The organism is Catellatospora sp. TT07R-123 (genome assembly GCF_018327705.1).
GTDB lineage: Bacteria > Actinomycetota > Actinomycetes > Mycobacteriales > Micromonosporaceae > Catellatospora.
On the sequence record NZ_BNEM01000002.1, the window covers coordinates 954,429 to 972,676 of the forward strand.

The 18,248-nt window shown below is 72.4% G+C and carries 11 protein-coding genes; 5 read left to right on the top strand and 6 right to left on the bottom strand.

Translation table 11 applies throughout. From position 1 onward, the window contains the following. Window positions 1-110 precede the first annotated feature (110 nt). The gene (locus tag Cs7R123_RS24500) at window positions 111-2,051 is read left to right on the top strand and encodes a M14 family zinc carboxypeptidase (RefSeq protein ID WP_244872109.1); all 1,941 of its coding nucleotides are present in this window, start codon (window positions 111-113) and stop codon (window positions 2,049-2,051) included. A 57-nt stretch (window positions 2,052-2,108) separates the two neighbouring features. On the opposite strand, the gene Cs7R123_RS24505 is transcribed toward Cs7R123_RS24500, so the two are convergent. After that, complete coding sequence (locus Cs7R123_RS24505; RefSeq protein WP_212830064.1) at window positions 2,109-3,188, bottom strand: glycoside hydrolase family 19 protein; 1,080 nt, start codon at window positions 3,186-3,188, stop codon at window positions 2,109-2,111. A 221-nt stretch (window positions 3,189-3,409) separates the two neighbouring features. Between Cs7R123_RS24505 and Cs7R123_RS24510 the strand changes: the two genes are divergently transcribed. Next, the gene (locus tag Cs7R123_RS24510; protein ID WP_212830065.1) at window positions 3,410-6,655 is read left to right on the top strand and encodes a leucine-rich repeat domain-containing protein; all 3,246 of its coding nucleotides are present in this window, start codon (window positions 3,410-3,412) and stop codon (window positions 6,653-6,655) included. A gap of 18 nt (window positions 6,656-6,673) precedes the next feature. On the opposite strand, the gene Cs7R123_RS24515 is transcribed toward Cs7R123_RS24510, so the two are convergent. Both Cs7R123_RS24515 and Cs7R123_RS24520 read right to left on the bottom strand, forming a co-directional pair. Continuing rightward, window positions 6,674-8,074 carry a peroxidase family protein gene (locus Cs7R123_RS24515; protein ID WP_212830066.1) on the bottom strand — a complete coding sequence of 467 codons (1,401 nt, stop codon included), beginning with the start codon at window positions 8,072-8,074 and terminating at the stop codon, window positions 6,674-6,676. Between the two features lie 49 nt (window positions 8,075-8,123). Beyond that, window positions 8,124-9,551, bottom strand: coding sequence for an aldehyde dehydrogenase family protein (locus Cs7R123_RS24520; RefSeq protein WP_212830067.1), 1,428 nt, complete (start codon window positions 9,549-9,551; stop codon window positions 8,124-8,126). Between the two features lie 152 nt (window positions 9,552-9,703). Between Cs7R123_RS24520 and Cs7R123_RS24525 the strand changes: the two genes are divergently transcribed. Further along, on the top strand, window positions 9,704-10,531 hold the full coding sequence (locus tag Cs7R123_RS24525; protein ID WP_212830068.1) for a helix-turn-helix transcriptional regulator: 828 nt from the start codon (window positions 9,704-9,706) through the stop codon (window positions 10,529-10,531). A gap of 22 nt (window positions 10,532-10,553) precedes the next feature. Here Cs7R123_RS24525 and Cs7R123_RS24530 read toward each other — a convergent pair whose 3' ends face one another. Next, on the bottom strand, window positions 10,554-11,315 hold the full coding sequence (locus tag Cs7R123_RS24530) for an SDR family NAD(P)-dependent oxidoreductase (RefSeq protein ID WP_212830069.1): 762 nt from the start codon (window positions 11,313-11,315) through the stop codon (window positions 10,554-10,556). Window positions 11,316-11,464: 149 nt separating this feature from the next. Here Cs7R123_RS24530 and Cs7R123_RS24535 point away from each other — a divergent pair, with 149 nt between their 5' ends. Continuing rightward, window positions 11,465-12,319: an alpha/beta fold hydrolase gene (locus tag Cs7R123_RS24535; RefSeq protein ID WP_212830070.1), complete on the top strand. Its 855-nt coding sequence runs from the start codon at window positions 11,465-11,467 to the stop codon at window positions 12,317-12,319. A 58-nt stretch (window positions 12,320-12,377) separates the two neighbouring features. On the opposite strand, the gene Cs7R123_RS24540 is transcribed toward Cs7R123_RS24535, so the two are convergent. Together Cs7R123_RS24540 and Cs7R123_RS24545 are read right to left on the bottom strand one after the other, a co-directional pair. Further along, complete coding sequence (locus Cs7R123_RS24540; RefSeq protein WP_212830071.1) at window positions 12,378-14,681, bottom strand: RICIN domain-containing protein; 2,304 nt, start codon at window positions 14,679-14,681, stop codon at window positions 12,378-12,380. A gap of 205 nt (window positions 14,682-14,886) precedes the next feature. Next, the gene (locus tag Cs7R123_RS24545) at window positions 14,887-16,812 is read right to left on the bottom strand and encodes a discoidin domain-containing protein (RefSeq protein WP_212830072.1); all 1,926 of its coding nucleotides are present in this window, start codon (window positions 16,810-16,812) and stop codon (window positions 14,887-14,889) included. Between the two features lie 231 nt (window positions 16,813-17,043). Between Cs7R123_RS24545 and Cs7R123_RS24550 the strand changes: the two genes are divergently transcribed. Then, window positions 17,044-18,075 (top strand): LacI family DNA-binding transcriptional regulator, encoded by a 1,032-nt coding sequence (locus Cs7R123_RS24550; protein ID WP_212830073.1) that lies wholly within the window; start codon window positions 17,044-17,046, stop codon window positions 18,073-18,075. Window positions 18,076-18,248: the final 173 nt, after the last annotated feature.

The following is an 18,248-nucleotide window of genomic DNA, read 5'->3' on the forward strand; positions in this document are numbered from 1 at the left end:
CACGGGGCAACGCTTCTGTCGGAAACGTTACATTGAAATATTTCACTTGACGTGATCGCCTGAGGTTGACCTGCACCATCGGGCTGGATGTATCCACATCGGAGGCTGACTTGCGCCGCAGAACCCGGACCCTGATCACCGCACTGGTCACCACCGCCGCCGTGCTGCTGACGGCGCCGGCACCGGGCAGCGGCGCCCCGCCGGAACGCGGATCCGACCACCCGCGCGGCTCGTACACCGTGCGCGGCCTGGCGGGCAGGGACGACCTGAGCCGGCTCACCGCCGCCGGGGCCGCCATCGACTACGTCGAACACGGCACGGTCTACGTCACGGCCACCGACCGCACCGCCGCGGCCCTGCGGGCCCAGGGCCTGGAGGTCACCGCGCAGGCCGGGGCGGGCACGCTCGTCACGTACCCGCGCGTCGACGCGGGCTACACGACCTACCCCGAGCTGCTGGCCGCGGTCGACGCCATCGTCGCGGCGCATCCGGGCATCGCCAAGCGCGTCTCCATCGGCAGGTCAGCCGAGAACCGCGACCTGGTCGCTCTCAAGATCTCCGACAACGTCGCCACCGACGAGGCCGAGCCCGAGCTGCTGTTCACCGCCAACCAGCACGCCCGCGAGCACCTCACCGTCGAGCAGGCGCTCTACCTGGCCAAGCAGCTCACCGACGGGTACGCGGCCGATCCCCGCGTGACCGCCGTCGTCGACAGCCGCGAGATCTGGATCGTCCCGATGGTCAACCCCGACGGCGTGACCTGGGACTTCGGCGCCTCCAACGGGCGCTACCGCAACTGGCGGCTCAACCGGCAGCCAAACGCCGACGGCTCGGTCGGCACCGACCTCAACCGCAACTGGGGCTACCAGTGGGCCTGCTGCCCGACCGGCTCCACCGACATCCCCGGCGACGAGACCTACCACGGCACCGCCGCGTTCTCCGCGCCGGAGACCGCCGCCATCCGCGACTTCGTCACCAGCCGCGTCGTCGGCGGCAAGCAGCAGATCAAGGCACACCTGGACATCCACACCTACAGCGAACTGGTGATCTTCCCGGCGTCGTACTCGCAGAGCCCGCTGGTGCCCGGCATGGCCGCCGACGACCGGGCGATGTTCCAGGGCCTGGCCCGCGGCATGGCCGACCGCAACGGGTACGTCCCCGGGCAGTCCAGCATCATGTACATCGCCGACGGCGAGATCACCGACTGGATGTGGTTCACCCAGCACATCGCCAGCTTCACCTTCGAGATGTACCCCGGCACGCCCAACCCCGGCTTCTACCCGCCCGCCTCGGTGATCCCGGCCGAGACCGCCCGCAACCGCGACGCGCTGCTGTTCCTGATCGAGTCCGCCGACTGCCCCTACCGCGTCAGCGGCAAGGAGACCACGTACTGCACCGCCGCCGACGACCTGTCGGTCAGCACCGCGACCTCGGGCGGCCCGGTGGCCCGCGGCGCCGCCGCCACGGTCGCCGTCACCACCGCGGTCACCGCCGGATCGGCCCAGCCGGTGACCTTCTCCGTGCTCGGCCTGCCGCCCGGCGCCACCGCGAGCTTCTCCCCCGCCACCGTCACCGCGGGCGGTTCCACCACCCTCACCGTGACCGCCGGGGCGTCGTCGCCGCAGGGCCTGTTCCCGCTCACGATCCTCGGCAACGGCACGCAGATCAGCCGGTCGGCCGCGTACGCGCTGACCGTGCAGGGCAGCCCCGACTGCACCGGCACCAACGACACCGACACCGCCATCCCCGACCCGGGCACCATCAACAGCGTCATCACCGTCACCGGCTGCGCGGGCAAGGCCAACGCCCACTCCAGGGTCGAGGTGCACATCCGCCACGACTACGTGGGCGACCTGACCGTCAGCCTGGTCCGGCCCGACGGAGTGCTCGTCCCGCTGCACCGCCGCGGCGGCGACGGCTACCCGAACATCGACACGCCGTACGTGGTGGATCTGTCGGCGGTCAACGCCGCGGGCACCTGGCGGCTGCGGGTCAACGACGCCGGCGGCAGCGGCACCGGCCTGCTCGACAGCTGGACGCTGACCCTGTGACGCCCGCGCGGCCGCGACCCCGCCGAACCTGTCGACGAGGTCACGGCCGCGCGATGTTCAGCAGGACAGGTTGTTCCCGGCGGGCACGCCGAGGACGCCCACGAACTGCTGGTACTTGCTGACCCGGCTCTGCACCTGGCCGGGGTTGCCGCCGTTGCACTCCAGCGAGCCGTTGATGCTGCGGATCGTCTCACCGAAGCCGGCGCCGTTGACCATGGCGTTGTGCGGGGTCATGGTGCCCGGGCCGTTCTGCGTCATCCAGTACCAGATGCCGGTCTTCCAGGCGACCGAGGCGTCGGTCTCGACCAGCCACGGGTTGGTCAGCAGCGGCAGGCCGAGGGCGTTGCCCGCGGCGTTGTAGTTGAAGTTCCAGCTGAGCTGGATCGGGCCGCGGCCGTAGTAGGCGGCCTGCCCGGCCGGGCAGCCGTACGACTGGGTGTAGTCGCAGTAGTGGGGGTAGTTGGCGGTGTTCTGCTCGACGATGTAGACCAGCCCGCCGGTCTCGTGCGACACGTTGGCCAGGAACGCCGCGGCCTCCTGCTTGCGCACGGTGTCGCTGCCGGTGCCCGCGAACGCCGGGTAGGCGCTGAGCGCGGCCACCAGGCCGGAGTACGTATAGAACGAGTTGCGGCCCGGGAACATCTGGTTGAACTGGGCCTCGCTGACCACGAACCCGCCGGGGTTGGTCGGCGGCGTGCTCGCCGGGGGCTGGCCCCCGCAGGTGTACGGATCCCAGTACCAGGTGCTGATGATGGGATCGTAGCCGGGGTTGTCGTGCTCGGCGATGTAGTACTGGCCGTTGGTGTAGCGCACGACGGCACCGGTGGCATACCAGGTGCCCGCGGCCCAGTTCGGGTAGTTGCAGGTCGGCGGCTGCGACGGCGGCGTGCTGCCACCGCAGGAGCCGAGGTCCTGCCACACGCCGGAGGTGCCGGGCGGCACCTCGTTCTGGGTCCACCACTTGGCCTGGTAGTTGCGGCCGCTGTAGGACACCTGCATGCCACCGGTGTACACGGCCGAGGACTGCCACGGCGTCGCGCAGGCGGCGGCGGACGCCGCCGTCGTCGGGATGATCGCGATCAGTCCGCTCGCGACGGCCAGGGCCAGGGCTACCAGCAGGGAGCGCGTTCTCGACATGTGCTCACTCCTCTCCGGGGGAGGGTGCGGCCGGGACGGTCCGGCCGCCCATCGATAGGCGTGAGCGTAACATCTATATGGAAAGTTTCCTAATAATTCCTGAACGAACCCCACCCGCCGTCCAGGCCGGTCCCGGCGCGCGGACGTGGGATGCCACCATGGACCGATTCCTGAAACGATCGGCGTCGGCACGTACCACGCCGAGGGAGGGCCGCCGAGCGATGACCGGTGCTTCGGACCCAGCCAGGAAGAAGGCTGACGACCTCATCGCCGCCGCGCGGCGCAGCAGGGCACGCACCCTGGACCTGAGCTGGACCGAACTGGGGTCCGTCCCGGAGGGCGTCCGGGAGCTGACCGACCTCACCACCTTGAACCTGAGCCATACCAGACTGATCGCGCTGCCCGGCTGGCTGCGCGAGCTGGCCGGACTCACCACGCTCGTCCTCGACGGCAACGAACGCATGCACCTGCCGGACTGGCTGCCCGACCTGCCCAGGCTGACCTCGCTGGACCTGCGGCGCCAGCAGCTCACCTCGCTGCCCAGGGTTTTCGGCTACCTGACCGGCCTGGCACAGCTCCACCTGGACAGCAACCGGCTGAGCGAGCTGCCGCCATGGCTGGACCTGCTGACCGGGCTGACCACCCTCTCCGTACGCAACAACCAGCTGACCGCACTGCCAGCCGGCATCGGCAGGCTGACCGCGCTAACCACCCTGAACCTCGAACACAACCAGCTCGCCGAGCTGCCGGCCGGCATCGGCGCGATGACCGCGCTCACCACGCTGAACCTCGAACACAACCAGCTGACGGCGCTGCCGGAATCGATCGGACGGCTCACCGGACTGACCACGCTGGACCTGGAGCGCAACCAGCTGGCCGCACTGCCCGACAGCATCGGCGACCTGGCCGGGCTGACCGCCCTGGACCTCAGCTTCAACAGCCTCACCGCACTGCCCGGCACCACCGGCGGGCTGACCGGCCTGCTCACCCTGGACCTGCAGAGCAACCAGCTGCGGGAACTGCCTCCCGGCTTCGGGAGGCTCACCCGGCTGACCCGGCTCGACCTGCGGCACAACCGGTTGCGCGGCCTGCCGGAGGAGATCGGCGACCTGGCCCGGCTCCAGCGGCTCGACGTCCAGCACAACCGGCTGCGCGACCTGCCCGAACGCCTGGGCGAGCTGTCCCAGCTGGCCAAGCTCGACGTGGGACACAACTTCCTCGACGCCCTGCCCGCCGGCCTCGGGCGCCTGACCGGCCTCACCGCACTCGACCTGCGCAACAACCCGCTGACCAGCCCGCCCCCGGAGATCGTGGCGCAGGGAGGCGAGGCGGTCCTCGCGTTCCTGCGGGCGAGCACCACGTCCCTGCAGCAGTGGGCGTCGAAGCTGATGATCGTCGGCGAGGGCCGGGTCGGCAAGACCTCACTGGTCAAGGCACTGTCCGGCCGCAGCCACGACGTCGCGGAGCCGACCACCCACGGCCTGCTGATCTCCCGGCTGCCGCTGGCGCACCCGGCCCGGCCGGTCACCATGGAGCTGTCGGCCTGGGACTTCGGCGGCCAGGACATCTACCACGCCACCCATCAGTTCTTCCTCACCGGACGCTCGCTGTTCCTGCTGGTGTGGAACGTCAGCGAGGGAACCGAACGGGGCCGGCTGCGCTACTGGCTGGACATCATCACCGCCCGCGCGCCTCAGGCGCCGATCCTGATCGTCGCCACCCATACCGCCCAGCGCCCGGCCGACATCGACCTGGACAGCCTGCGGGAGCGATACCCGGCGATCGTCGGGCACTTCAGCGTCGACTGCGCCGCCCGCACCGGCGTCGAAGCGCTGCACACCGCGGTGGCGCAGGCGGCGGCAGGCCTGCCGCTCATGGGCGCCTCGTGGCCGAAGCGCTGGGTCGACACCGCCGCCGAGCTCATCGGCCCCGGCCGGCCGCCGCACGTGTCCGCGGCCGCGCTGTGGCAGGCGATGACCCGGGCCGGCGTCGCCGACCCGGAGGAGCAGCAGACCCTCGCCCTGGCCATGCACCACCGCGGCGAGATCCTGTACTTCCCCGAGGACGACGATCTCGGCGACATGGTCGTCCTCGACCCGCAGTGGCTCAACGTGCGGATCGCCGCGATCCTCGACGATCCGGCGGTGGCCGCCCGGCGCGGCACGCTCACCGCCGCGGACATGGCCACGGTATGGCCTGACCTGCCCTGGGCCGACCGGGAGCGCCTGCTGAACCTGATGGACCGCTTCGACGTGTCCTACCGGGTGCGCGACAGCGACGACGGCGCCCGCGCCGTGGTCGTCGGCTGGCTGCCCCAGTCCGCCCCGGACATCAGCGGGTTGTGGCAGGCCGCCGACCGGGAGATCCGGGTCGTCTACGAACTGCCGGTGCTGCCGCCGGGGATCCCGGGCTGGTTCCTGGCCCGGTCGCACCGCTTCGCCACCCAGTACCGGTGGCGCACCGGGGCGCTGCTGCGCCACCCCGACAGCGAGCACATCGGGCTGCTGCGCAGCGACGTCCAGCGCAACCGGATCGCGCTGACCGTCCGGGGGCCGCTGCCCGCGGCCTTCTTCGCGGTGCTCGACGACGGCCTCAACCTGACGTTCGACCGCTATCCCGGCTTGAAGATCACCAGGTGGATCCCGTGCCGTGGGCACGGGCCGTGCGACAAGGAGTTCGACTACGCCAAGGTCATCAGCCGCGTCAAGCGCGGCGAGCACGCGATCTACTGCGACGAGGTCGACCAGCCGGTCGACATCACGGGGCTGCTCACCGGCATCGCCATGCCCGCCCGGGAGCTGACCGACAGCGGTCTGCGCCGGCTCATCGGGGCGGAGTTCGAGCGGCTGCGCGCCGACCTGGACCAGCGGCACGGAACGGCGCAGCGCGACCACCAGCAGCTGACCACCATGATCCAGAAATCGCAGCAGGCACACTGCCCCAGCGTGTTCACGATCGTGCCCGACGGCCGCAAGGGCATCGGCAGGACCCGCCACCTCCTGCGCCTCTACTGCGAGGAGCCCGGCGTGTGGCATCCGCTGTCCGGAGACGACGGATGCTACGAGATCACCGAGCTCGCCGACTGGCTGCGGACCGCGGGCCCCTACCTGGCCAGGACGCTGCGCATTCTCAGGGCCGCCGTGCCCTACGCCGGGCCGATCCTCGGCATCGCCGCCGACGACCTGCAGGAGAAGCTGGCCGACGAGCTCGACCTGGCCAAGGAGGTCCTCGACGACATCCCCGCCGAACGGTTGGCGGAAGAACCAGAGCTGGGCCGCGACCCGCACCGCGAGCCGAGCCGCCACGCCCGGTCCGACGCCGACTACCGGGTGCTGCGCGCCATGATGCTGAAGCTCGACCCGCAGCAGCGGTGGGGCGGGCTGTCGCACCTGGTCACCCCGGAAGGCCTCAGCCTCTACCTGTGCGCCGAGCACCTGGCCGGATACCAGCGGCTGCCGGCGCCGTGACGTCCGCTCCGGCGGTGGTCAGGCGGGGCGCGGCTGCTGATCTGCGTGGATCACCAGGCTGAGCAGATCGGCCAGGCCGAAGGCCCCGCCGGCGGCGGGCAGGGTCGCCGCCCAGTCCGGTTCGAGGCTGAGATAGCTGGCCGGGTCGGCGCGCAGCAGCCCGATCAGCACCTCCGCGACGATGCGCCCGCCGACCGGGCCGAGCCGGTCGCCGCCGCCGCGTTGCTCGGCCTCCTTGAGGACGTAGAACCACAGCGGGGTGCCGTCCGGCCAGGACCGCTCCAGCTCGTCGGCGGACAGCGGCTCCTCGCCGAGCAGCGCGGCGACCGCCTCGCCGCTGGGCAGGCCGGTGGTCTCGCCGCGCAGCAGGTCACGTACGGCCAGAGAGCGGTAGGCGGCGGTGTCGACGGCGCCGGTGACCTGCTCGGGCAGCCCGATCAGGCTGGCGGCCAGCCGCCCGTCGAGCCGTTTGGCCCGCTGGGCGGGCGGGTGGCCGGGGACGTCGAAGACCTGCGCGAGGTCGAGTCGACGGTCGGCCGGGACGGGCCCGAACCCGACCAGGTCCGGGAAGAGCGGCACCGCCGGGCCGCCGTCGACGAGCCGGTACGTGTGCCGGATCTGGCCGTGGCCGTACCGGAAGGCGGCGTCGGCGAACTCCAGCGGGATGAACGCCTGCGACGGCTGCGGGGCGAACCAGCGGCCGCCCTCGGCGAGGATCTGGTCGACCAGGTCCGGCCCGACGAGCCGGGGCAGGAAGTCGTGCACCGCGATCCACTGGTAGTGCCAGGTCACGGTGATGCGGGCGCGCTCGAACACCTCGGTCTCGGGCACCCCCTCGGCGCGCAGCCGGTCGACGACGCGGTTGTGGGCGTGCAGCAGGGCCACGTGCAGGCTCAGCGCGAACAGGTGCGAGTCGTTGCGCGGGTCGCCGATCAGGGCCACGCCCTGCTGGTTGCGCGGCACGTCGCCGCCGTCCGGGCTGAGCAGGAACTTCGCCGGGTCGTGCAGGTCGTATAGGAAGGGCGAGCCGATCGGGCCGTCGGAGTAGACCATCTCCAGGTTGAGCTTCGGGGCGCGGGCGTTGCGCAGCACCTCGGGATCGGTGCCCCCGCCGATGGGCGAGCGGTCGGCGGTGATGTCGTGGGCGATCAGCTGCCCGAGGAACGGCCAGCCCGCGGCTTCGGTGGCGTCGTCGCCGCCGGGGGCGAGCCGGTCCAGGACGGCGGCCGCGTCGCAGATGCCGCCGCTCTGACCGGCCCGGGTCAGCAGCCCCGGGTCGGTCCCGAGCGGGGTGAGGCCGGGGAACATCCGCCCGTAGCGGGCGGCGCCGGTGGGCCGGTCGACCGCGCGCACCAGGCTGAGGCAGTGGTCACGGGCGGCCACACGGGCGCCGTGGGTGTACGCCGGGGCGCTGCTCACAGGCCGAGCGTATGCCCGACGGGCCCGGTGCCGGGCCCGTCGGGGAAATTCAGCGCTGGATGGACGTGGTCTCCAGGAACTCCTCCAGGCCCAGGCGCCCGAACTCGCGGCCGTTGCCCGACTGCCGGTGCCCGCCGAAGGGCGCCAGGGCGTTCCACGGGGCGCCGTTGAGGTCGACCTGCCCGACCCGCAGCCGCCGCGCCACGGCCAGCGCGTGCGCGGGCTCGCCGAAGACACCGCTGGTCAGGCCGTACATCGTGCTGTTGGCGATCGTGACGGCCGCATCGTCGCCGACGTACGGGATGATCGTCAGCACGGGGCCGAAGATCTCCTCCTGGGCGATAGCCGAAGCGGGGTCGACGCCGGCGAACACGGTGGGCCGCACGTACGCGCCGTGGGCCAGCCCCTGCGGGTGCCCCGGGCCGCCGAACACGAGTCTCGCCCCGTCGGCCAGGCCGCGGCGGATGTAGCCGTCGACCTTGTCCCGGTGCGCGGCCGAGGCCATCGGCCCGATCCGGGTCGCCTCGTCAGCCGGGTCGCCCACGGTGTACTGCGCGGCCGCCGCGACGACCAGCTCCACGATCTCGTCGTGGCGCGCGGCGGGCACCAGCATCCGCGGCCACGCGCCGCAGACCTGCCCGCCGTTGGTGAACGCCATCATCAGGCCCTTCTCCACGGCCTTGGCCACGTCGGCGTCGTCGAGGACGATGTTGGCGCCCTTGCCGCCCAGCTCCAGCGCGACGCGCTTGACCGTCTGCGCGGCCACGGCCCCGATGCGCCGCCCGGCGCGGGTCGAGCCGGTGAACGAGATCATGTCGATGCCGGGATGGGCCGAGATCGCCTCGCCGACGATCTCGCCGGTGCCGTACACGACGTTGAAGACCCCTGCGGGCAGCCCGGCCGCTGCGGTGACCTCGGCCAGGACGGCGGCGGTCAGCGGTGCCTGCTCCGACGGCTTGAACACCATCGTGTTCCCGCCGACCAGCGCCGGGGCGAGCTTCGACACGATCTGCTGGAGGGGGAAGTTCCACGGGGTGATCGCGCCGACGACGCCGACGGGTTCGCGCACCACCAGCGAGTGGCCCACCTGCTCGGTCCAGGCGAAGTCGGCGGCCAGGTCGGCGAAGGACTGCGCCACCGCCACCGGGAAACCCACCTGCGCGGTGCGCGACAGGCTGATCGGCGCCCCCATCTCCGTGGTGATCGTGGCGGCGATCAGCTCGCCGCGTGCCTGCAACCCGGCCGCGATGCGCCGTAGGACGGCGACGCGCTCGGCCGGGGGCGTCGCCGCCCAGCCGGGAAGTGCCGCCTGGGCGGCGGCCACGGCCCGGTCGACGTCGGCCGCCGTGCCTGCGGGCACAGTGGCCACGGTCAGGCCGTCGGCCGGGTTGACCACGGCGATGGTGTCCGTCGAGGCGTTGGGGGCGACGGCTCCCCCGATCCAGTGTCCGGCCGGTGAGCCGCTGTGTTCGATCATGTTCCCGAGTCTCGGCGCGTCCCGGGGTGCCAACCAGGGACAGCCGATCCGTGGCTGACCGGCGCGGGTGCCGCGATGTGACGGGGTCGGTCCCGGGGAACAGCGCCGGCCAGGGCACTGTTGGCGCAGACGAGGAGAGGGGGTGCGGCGGCGTGGACCGGGCCAGGCTCGCGGCCTTCCTGCGTACCCGCAGGCAGGCGCTGCAACCGGAGGACGTCGGCCTGCCCCGCGGCATCCGCCGCCGCCGCACCGGCGGCCTGCGCCGCGAGGAGGTCGCCGCGCTCAGCGGCATGTCCGCCGACTACTACAGCCGGATCGAGCAGCAACGCGGTCCCCAGCCGTCGCAGCAGCTGCTCGCCGCGGTCGCGCGCGGCCTGCGGCTGAACCCCGACGAGCGCGACCACCTGCTGCGACTGGGCGGCTACCCGCCCCGGCAGCGGGATCTGAGCACCGACCAGGTCAACCCCGGCATGCAGCGCATCCTCGACGGCCTCGACGGTGCCGCCGCCCAGGTCGTGAGCAGCCTCGGCGAGACGCTGTGCCAGACCCCGCTGGCGGTGGCGCTGCTGGGCGACCAGACCGCGTACACCGGCCTGGACCGCAGCCTGCACCACCGGTGGTTCACGACTCCCGAGAGCAGGCAGCTGCACCCGGCCGACGACCATCCCACGCTGAGCCGCCAGCTCGTCGCCGACCTGCACCGGGCGTACACCGCCGACGCACCGGGCGCGCGCTCGCACGCGATGGTCGGCGCGCTGCTGGCGAGCAGCGCCGAGTTCGCGGCCCTGTGGCAGGAGCACCCGGTCGCCGGGACGTACTGCGCGCCCAAGCGCATCCGGCACCCGCGCGTGGGGCTGCTGGAACTGCACTGCCAGATCCTGGTCGACCCCGACCGGACCCAGTCGCTGCTGGTCTACACCGCCGTCCCCGGCAGCCCGAGCCGCCGCAAGCTGGACGAGCTCGCGGGCCGCGCCAGCTGACGCGGCCCGCGGGCGGATGCGGTCAGACCAGTTCCAGGCCGCCGTCGACGGCGAGGATCTGCCCGGTCAGCCACGCCGCGGCAGGATCGGCCAGCCGCAGGATCCAGGTGGCGACCTCCTCGGGCTCGCCGCGCCGACCCAGCGGGATCCGCCGGGCCTCCTCCTGCTTGATCTCGTCGAGCAGTTGCTCGGACAGCCCGGCCGTGCGCAGGGCGTCGCTCTCGGTCGGGCCCGGCGCGACCCCGTTGACGCGTATGCCGTCGGCGGCCAGTTCCAGCGCCCAGCTGCGGGTCAGCTGCTCCACCGCGGCCTTGGTCGCCGCGTAGTGCGACGCCCCGGGCAGCGGGCGGCGGCCGTACGTGCTGGACACGTTCACGATCGAGCCACGGCTCTCCCGCAGCTGCGGCAGGCAGGCGCGGGCCAGCAGGCTCGGCGCCGTGACGTTCAGGTCGAACAGGTCGGTGATCTGCGCTCCGGTGACCTCGGCCAGCGGGATCAGCGCGGTGGCCCCGGCGTTGTTGACCAGCACGTCGACCCGCCCCCACCGCTGCGCGGCGAAGGCGGCGACGGCCTCGGGCGCACCCGGCGCGCGCACGTCGACCGCGAACGGCACCACGCTCCCGTGCCGCGCGGCGGTCTGCTCCAGCGCCTCCGGCCTGCGGCCGACGCCCACGACGTGGGCGCCGTGGCGGGCGAAGGCGAGCGCGGTGGCCCGCCCGATGCCCGATCCGGCGCCGGTGACGATGACGACCCGCTCGGCGTACGACGGATTGAGGTGTTCCATGAGTGCTGCTCCCCCGTTGTTTCACTTAACTCGGATAAACCATATCCGCATAAATGTGCGGTGGTCCGGCCCAGCCCGGCATCGTCGGTCCCGATTCCTGTGAGAAAACTAACCGACCGGTCGTTCGTATTCATTGCTAGCCTGCGATCATGAAGGCAGCGATCCTCCTCACCGGCCGGTTCCTGAACACCGCCGCCGTCGTCGCACCACCGGTCGGCCGCAACCTCGCCTACCGGCTCTTCTTCCGGCCGACCGGGCGCGCCAAGGTCCACCCTCGCGAGCAGGACGTCCATGCGGCCGCGACGGTCGGGCAGCTCGACCTCGACGGCGTGCCGGTCAGCACCTACGCCTGGGGTGACGGCCGCCGCCCGGTGCTGCTGGTGCACGGCTGGAGCTCCCGGGGCTCCCGGTATGCCGGGATGGTCAGCGAGCTGCTCCACCGCGGCTACAGCCCCGTCACGTTCGACGCGCCCGGCCACGGCGACTCCGGCGGCTCCTCGACCAACCTGCTCCAGTACGAGCGCGTCATGCACCTGCTCCAGCAGCGACACGGCGACTTCGCCGCGGTCGTCGCGCACTCGTTCGGCGTCCCGTGCGCCTTCCACGCCCTGCGCACCGGCCTGCGCGCCGACCGGCTCGTCGCCGTCAGCGGCCCGGCCGAGTTCGACCACCTCGTCACCGAGTTCAGCCGCCAGCTGCGGCTGCGGCCGTCGCTGGCCGAGCACCTGCGGGTCCAGTCGGTCCGCGACATCGGCGTGCCCGACCTGTGGGAGCGGTTCTCCAGCGTGTACGAGCCGACGGCGGTCACGGTGCCGTTGCTGATCGTCCACGACGAGGACGACGACGTGGTCGGCGTGGACCACGGCCGTCGCCTGCACGCGGCGTACCCGGGGTCGCGGCTGCTGGTCACGAGCGGGCTCGGGCACCGGCGGATCCTCGGCGACCCGCGCATCGTCGGGCCGGTGGCCGACTTCCTCGACGCCGCGGCGCCGGTGCCGCGCTGACGCGAGCCGGGACGCCCGCCGGATTCGACGGACGTCCCGGGCCGCTGAGCGCGGCGGATCAGGGCTGGGCGACCAGCCGGAACGACTGGGCGACCCCGCCGGTGCAGGTCCACTGCTGGATCCGCGCACCGTCGGCGGTGGACACGTCGCGTACGTCGAGACACTTGCCGCTGTTGCGGGCGACGAACCGGTAGAGCCCGTTGCCGAGCGCGACCGGCTGCCACTGCTGGTTGGTGCCGCCGACGTAGGACCACAGGTGCACCTGGGTGCCGTCACCGGTGGCGCCGGGGCCGCCGTCGACGTCCCAGACCAGGCTGGTGGCGTACCGGTTGACGACCTGGTAGTAGCCGCCGCTGGTGGGCCGCAGCTGCCACATCTGGTTCGCCGCGGCCGGGGTCGAGCAGGCCCACTGCTGGAGGCCCGCCCCGTTGGCGGTGTTGCGGTCCTGGTCGTCGAGGCACTTGCCGCTGTTGGTGTTGATCACCTGGTACCAGGCGTTGGGGTCGATCCCGCCCCCGCCGCCGGTGCCCGTCGTGGTGACCGCGACGCTGTTGGAGGCCGCAGAGGTGTTGCCGGCGGCGTCACGGGCCTTGACGGTGTACGTGTAGGTCGTGGCCGCCGCCAGGCCGGTGTCGGTGTAGCCGGTGCCGGTGACGGTCGCGACCTGGGTGCCGTTGCGGAACACCAGGTAACCGGTGACCCCGACGTTGTCGGTGGCGGCGCTCCAGGACAGGTTGGTCGACGAGGACGTGGTGCCGGAGGCCGCCAGGTTGCCCGGCACGGTCGGCGCGGTGCTGTCGCCGCCGCCGCCGGTGCCCGGCCAGGTCAGCGTGGTGATCGCCCCGGGCGCCACCGTGTACGACACGACCATGCCGTTGAACGAGACGCCGAACGTCTGGGTGCCGCCGCCGATGTTGGCCACGAACAGGGCGTACGAGCCGTCGGGGTTGCGGAACGCGACGTCGTTCAGGTCGCCGGCGTTGTTGGACGCCAGCCGCACCGCGCCCGGCCGGACGAACTTGGCCAGGTGGCCCAGCGTGTAGTACTCGGCGTTGCGGGTCACCGTGGTGCCGTCGACCGTCACCACGCCGGAGCACATGCCGGCCGGGTTGTTGCCGCAGCCGCCGTTGACCGGGCCGCCGCGGCCGTTCAGGGCCAGGTTCCAGTTGATCACCGACTTGGCCCAGTTGCGGACGACGCCGACCTCCAGGTTCTGCGCGTGCCACTTGAGCGTGTCGTTGAAGACCTGCGCCGCCGAGTCGTTGACGCCGTGCCAGCCGGAGCACTCGGTGAACCAGATGTCCTTGGCCGGGAAGGCGTTGTGCAGCGAGGTCTGGGCACCCGCGTCACCGGAGTAGCAGTGGTAGGCCGTGCCCGCGATCCATTGCGCGGCGCTGGTGTTGAGGATGTCGGACGGGTAGTTCGGTTCGGCGGGCACGCCCAGCCGCCCGGCGTCGGCGATGTCGTCGGGGTGCTCGGCCCAGTTGTGGTCGTACGAGATGATCTTCACGCTGCCCAGGCCGTTGTCGCGCAGCAGCGGCCCCAGCTCGTTGATCACCTTCGCCTGGTGCGCGACGGGCATGTCGGTGCCCGGGTAGCCGTCCGGGGTGCGGTTCTGGGGCTCGTTCTGCACGGTCAGCGCGTAGACCGGCACCCCCGCCGCCTGGTAGGCCTGCACGAACTTCAGCAGGTACAGGGCGTACGCGTGGAAGACCGCCGGGTCGTCCTTGAGCCGCCCGCCGACCAGCGAGTTGTTCGCCTTCATCCAGGCGGGCTGCCCCCACGGGGTGGCGATGATCCGCAGCGCCGGGTTGAGCTGGCGCGCCTGGCGCAGCAGCGGCAGGATCTGCGCCTCGTCGTGGGCGATGCTGAACCTGGCCATGCTGTAGTCGGTCTGGCCGCTGGGCAGGTCGTCGAAGGTGTAGTGCGCCTCGTCGGTGAAGTCGGAGCTGCCGATCGGCTGGCGCAGCAGGCTCAGGCCGACGCCGGCGGCCGGGTCGAACAGCGATGCCATGACCTGGTCGCGCTGGGTCTGCGGCAGGCCGTACAGCAGGGCCGCCGAGGAGTCGGTGATGGACGCGCCGAAGCCGTCCATCACCTGGAGCGCCTGGGCGGGGTCGATCGTGATCATCTGGCCGGGCCGGGTGCCGTCGCTGTTGAACACCTGGCCGGCGAGCGGGTTGAGCAGTTGGGCCCGGTCGGGCGTGGTCGTCCAGCCCGACACGGTCGGGCCGGTGGCCGCCTCGGCCGGGACGGCGCCGCCGAGCGCGGCGGCGGCGGCCAGTGCGGCGGCGGCCGCGACGGCCAGGCCGCGGATCCGGCGGCGCGGCGTACGCGGCCGCACCGGGTGCAGATCGCTCATGAGCTGCTCCTTACGGAGGTGGTGGGAGCGCGGGCGGCGGGCACCGCCCGGATCCGGGGGTCCGGGGCGCCATCGCCCCGGCCACCAGAAGATCGATGTTTATCGATTTATTAGCGCCGATGGCGCCAGTGGTGCGGGAGTGCGGCGGCGGGTCGGGTGTCCCCCTCCGGCCCGCCGCCGCACTCCGGTCAGCGGTGCAGGCGGGTCAGCGGTACAGGCGCAGGTCGGCGATGCTCCACCAGTTGCCGGCCGACGCCGTGGCGGTCACCCGCAGGTGGCGGGCCCGGGTGGGCGGCAGGTCCACGGTGGTGAGCTGGCCGGTCGCCTGGCCGTCGGCCACGACCCGCCAGTGCGTGCCGTCGTCGCTGACCGACAGCTGCCAGCCGCGGGCGAAGTCGCCCAGGTTGCCGCCGCTGTCGATCGCCACCCGGCGCAGCAGCTGCGGGCCGCCGAGGTCGACCTGGAGGTACTGGCCGGGCTCCTGGCCCTGGCCGCTGCTCCAGCGGGTCGAGGCGTCCCCGTCGACGGCGGCCGCCGGGTTCTCTCCCTGCGGCTGCGCGGTGGCGGTCGCCCCCGCCAACGACACCTGGCGCAGTTTCGGCCGGGGCAGCCGGTCGGGCCAGGTGAAGGTGGCAAGCGCGCCGCCGGGCAGGGTGTACTCGAACAGCTGGTCGCCGACGGCGACGGCGAACGAGCGCGGGTCGTCGTTCTCGTTGTGCACGACCAGCACCGTCGAGCCGTCCGGGTTGCGGAAGGCGACGTCCATGATCTGGCCGTTCCAGCCGACCGTGCCGAAGCTGGTGCTGCCGATGCGCACGGCGCCGGGCCGGACGAACTTCGACAGGTGCCCGATCGTGTAGTACTCGGCGTTGGTGGTGACCTGCCCGTCCGCCCCGATGGTGACCAGGCCGGTGCAGGTGTCGCAGCCGCCCAGGTGCGGACCGCCCGCGGCGTCCAGCGCGAGGTTCCAGTTCACCACCGACCGGGCCCAGTTGCGGGTCGCGCCGATGGCCAGGGTGCGCGCGTGCCACACCAGGGTGTCGCGGAAGAACTTGGCGGGCGGGTCGGCGGGCCCGTGCGAGCCGGAGCACTCGGTGAGCCAGACGCCCTTGTCCGGGAAGGCGTCGTGCAGCGCGGTCTGCGCGGCCGGGTCGCCGTAGTAGCAGTGGTACGCGGTCCCGGCGACCCAGCGTGCCGCCGGTCCGGACAGGACGCGGTACGGGTAGTCGGTCTCCGGGTCCTCGCCGGGCGGGGTCCCGGCCACGTCGTTGGGGTGCTCGGCCCAGTTGTGGTCGTAGGCCAGGATCTGGGTGCGCGGGCTGGCCGCCCGCAGCTTCGGCCCGAGCGCCAGGATGACGCGCTCCTGCTGCCGCGCCGTCAGGTCCGTGCCCGGATAGCCGGACGGGGTGCGGTTCTGCGGCTCGTTCTGCAGCGACAGGTAGTCGACGGGCACGCCCGCCGCCGCGTACGCGCGCACGAAGGCGACCAGGTAGCGGGCGTAGGCGTCGTACACCGCCGGGTCGTCCTTGAGGCGGCCGCCGACCAGCGAACCGGTGGTCTTCATCCACGCGGGCGGGCTCCACGGCGTGGCCATGATGCTCAGCCTCGGGTTGAGCCGCCGGGCCTGGCGCAGCAGCGGCAGGATCATGGCCTCGTCCCGGGCGGTGCTGAAGTGCCGCAGCGCGAAATCGGTCTGCCCGGCGGGCATGTCGTCGTAGGTGTAGTGCGCGGTGGCGGCGGTGAAGTCCGACGAGCCGACGGGCTGGCGCAGGAAGCTCACGCCGATGCCCTCGACCGGGTCGAACAGCTGCCGCATCGCCTGGTCGCGGGCGGCGGGGCCCAGGCCGTACAGGACGGTGGCGGCCGAGTCGGTGAGCGAGGCGCCGAAACCGTCCATCGACTGGTACGACCGGCTCGGGTCGACCACGATGGTCGGCTGGTCGGAGGTGCCGGGCCCGAACGCGACCGGGGTGCCCTCGCGCAGCAGCGACGTCTGGTCCACCGTGGTCAGCCATACCCTGGCCCGGACCGCCGGGTCCGGGCGGCCCGCCGCCACGGCGTTCGCCCCGGCCAGCCCGAGCGTCACCGCCAGCGTCGCGGCGGCGGTCGCCAGGACAGGTCTGATGTGCATCGTCCACCTCGAAACTGAAACAATTGAAACAAAACTGAAACACCGTTACGCGGATCGAAACACCGGCAGGGATCGAAGTCAATAGCTCCCATCGGCCAACTTGGACGCGATCACCATTCCCTGAGGTGCACTGGCCTGTAACAGAAGACTGAAACATCGGGGCGTCCCGGCTACCGGCACCGCGCCGACTGGCCGGTATGCTGCCCGGCATGGAACAGAGGCCTGAAACAAATGGTTAGCGCGCCCCGGGACCGGGTCACGGTCCGCCAGATCGCCGCGCAGACCGGCCTGTCCATCGCCACCGTGTCCCGGGTGCTCAACGGGCACCCGCACGTGGCCGAACGCACCCGCGAGCTCGTCCGCCAGGCCATGGACCGGTTCGGCGACGCCGCACCGAGCCCGCGCTCGGCCGCACCCCGGGCCGTGGACCCCGGCCCGGCGGGCGTGTTCGTCCGCTGCCCCTACCAGCTGACCGACTACTTCGGCCTGATCGTCTCCTCGATCGCCGAGACCCTGCACCACTACGGGCGCCACCTCGTCCTCGACGCGGGGCAGATCGCCCAGAACGAGGACGTGCTGCCCACCCTCGCCCAGCGGCCCGGCATCGAGGGCGCCATCCTGATCCTGCCGCCCGAGCACACCGACGACCTCCAGCGGCTGCGCGCCAGCCGCCTGCCGTTCGTCGTCGTCGACCCGCGCACCCCGCCGCCGCGCGACATCCCGGCCGTGTCGGCCGCCCACTTCAGCGGCGCCCGCGCCGTCACCGAACACCTGCTCCAGCTCGGCCACCGGCGGATCGGGGTGCTGGCCGGGCCGCACAACTGGCTCGCGGGCAAGGCCCGCCTGGCCGGGCACAACTCCGCCCTGGCCGACGTGGGCATGCTCGCCGACCCCAGCCTGGTCCGCTCGGCCGAACCGACGACCGCCTTCGGCCACGCGGCCGCGGCGGAGCTGCTCGACCTGCCCGAGCCGCCCACGGCCGTCATCGGGTTCAACGACAAGGTCGCCGTCGGCATCATCTCGGCGGCGGCCGACCGCGGCCTGCGGGTGCCCGACGACCTGTCGGTCACCGGCTTCGACGACATCGACCTGGCCCAGGCGACGAACCCGAAGCTCACCACGGTCCGCCAGCCGCTGGAGGAGATGGGCCGGATGGCGGTCAGCCTCATCATCCGGCTGCTGGACAAGCACCGGCTCGAAGCACTCCACATCGAACTGGCGACCGAGCTGGTCGTACGCGGTTCCACCGGCCCCCGCCGCTGAGGCGCGCCCCGCGGATCACTGAGCGGGGCCGCCTGCCGTGCCCCGAAGGATCCGCAGCGCCCGGATCGTGACGCCCATCGATGCCATGCATGCAGGCACACAACCGTTTCACAGCCGATCCGCAGCCGCTTCCTGCTCTCCTGACTGGCGCCCCATAGGCGAGAGTCCGGAGG